The organism is Delftia sp. ZNC0008 (assembly GCF_000799035.1).
Classification (GTDB): domain Bacteria; phylum Pseudomonadota; class Gammaproteobacteria; order Burkholderiales; family Burkholderiaceae_C; genus Comamonas; species Comamonas tsuruhatensis.
Window position 1 is genome coordinate 1 of the sequence record NZ_JTKZ01000906.1, and the last position, 1,790, is coordinate 1,790.

Sequence of the window (1,790 nt, forward strand, 5' to 3'; positions counted from 1 at the left end):
CCGCGTAGGCACGGCCTCCACCCTGGCGGGACAGGGCCTGGACCGCTTCTGGCGCAACGCGCGCACCCACACCCTGCACGACCCCGTGCGCTGGAAATACCACGCCGTGGGCAACTACGTGCTCAACGGCATACGCCCGCCGCGCCATGGCGCGCTCTGACCTTTACCAACGACACAGGAATGCAATGATGACAACGACCTCCCCCACCCTCTGGCCCCGGCTGGCCGCCTTCCTGGGCGCTGCCCTGCTCGCAGGCAGCGCCCTGGCCGCGCCCCTGAAGATCGGCGTGGTGCCGGGCATCTTCGCGGACTCGGTGGAAGCCGCCGCCAAGGAGGCCAAGAAGCAGGGCCTGGACGTGCAGGTGGTGGAATTCACCGACTGGGCCACGCCCAACGTGGCGCTGGACGCGGGCGATATCGACCTCAACTACTACCAGAACAGCAACTACCTGGCCCATGCCGCGCGCAGCAAGGGCTTCAAGTTCACCAGCGTGCAGGCGGGCATCCTGTCCTATCTGGGCCTGTACTCCACGCGCCACAAATCCCTGGCCGACCTGCCCACGGGCGCCAAGGTGGCCATTGCCAGCGACCCCGTCAACGTGGGCCGCGGCCTGCGCCTGCTGCAGCACGCGGGCCTGATCACGCTGCGCCCCGACACCGGGCTGCTGGGCACCCAGGCGGACATCGTCTCCAACCCCAGGAAGCTGCAGTTCGTGGAGATCGAGGGCCCGCAGCTGGCCCGCACCACGCCCGACGTGGACCTGGCCCAGGGATTTCCGTACTTCATCATCGCCTCCAAGGCCTTCGATGCCAGCAAGGGCCTGGCCTACACCAGCTACGAGGACGACTCCTGGGCCATCCAGTTCGTGGCCCGCAGCGACCGCGCGGCCGACCCGCGCATCGCCCGCTTCCTTGACATCTACAAAAACTCCGACGTGGTGCGCAAGACCATCCACGCCTTCTACCTGAACGACCAGAAGCTCTACCGCCTGGCCTGGTTGAAGAACTGACGCAACGGACTGCAGGACCCGCCCCATGACGCAAGCCAAGCGCCACATCCACGTCAACGCCTTCAACATGAACTGCGTGGGCCACATACACCACGGCCTGTGGACCCATCCGCGCGACCGCTCCACCGAGTACGGCACGCTGGCCTACTGGACCCACATCGCCAGGGTGCTGGAGGAAGGACTGTTCGACGGCATCTTCATCGCCGACGTGGTCGGCTACTACGACGTCTACCAGGGCGGCGTGGACCTGACCCTGCGCGAAGGCATACAGCTGCCCGTCAACAACCCCTGGCTGCTGGTCTCGGCCATGGCGGCGGTGACGCGGCACATCGGCTTCGGCCTCACGGCCACCGTGGGCGCGCACCAGCCCTATACCTTTGCGCGCGACGTGACCACGCTGGACCAGCTGACCAACGGCCGCATCGGCTGGAACATCGTCACCGGCTATGTGGACAGCGGCGCGCGCGGACTGGGCCAGAACGGCCTGGCCGAGCACGACAGCCGCTACGACCGCGCCGACGACTTCCTGGAGCTTTCCTACAAGCTCTGGGAAGGCAGCTGGGAAGAGGGTGCCGTGATCGCCGACAAGGCGCGGCGCATCCACGCCCTGCCCGGCAAGGTGCACCCGGTGGTGCATGAGGGGCCGTTCTACCGCGCCAACGCCATCCACATGAGCGCGCCCTCGCCCCAGCGCACGCCCGTGCTGTTCCAGGCCGGCACCTCGCCGCGCGGGCTGCGCTTTGCAGGCCGGCATGCCGAGGGCATCTTCATCGGACGCGG

2 protein-coding genes and 1 pseudogene are annotated in these 1,790 nt (G+C 67.7%); all 3 read left to right on the top strand.

Annotated features, from left to right (window positions below; translation table 11 throughout):
- Positions 1-160: pseudogene (locus L995_RS33590) on the top strand (SfnB family sulfur acquisition oxidoreductase); the annotation flags it as partial.
- Positions 161-185: 25 nt separating this feature from the next.
- Positions 186-1,010: a MetQ/NlpA family ABC transporter substrate-binding protein gene (locus L995_RS29215; protein WP_082001657.1), complete on the top strand. Its 825-nt coding sequence runs from the start codon at positions 186-188 to the stop codon at positions 1,008-1,010.
- Between the two features lie 25 nt (positions 1,011-1,035).
- Positions 1,036-1,790: NtaA/DmoA family FMN-dependent monooxygenase (locus L995_RS29220; protein ID WP_047474920.1), on the top strand; the 755-nt coding region annotated here is incomplete at its 3' end.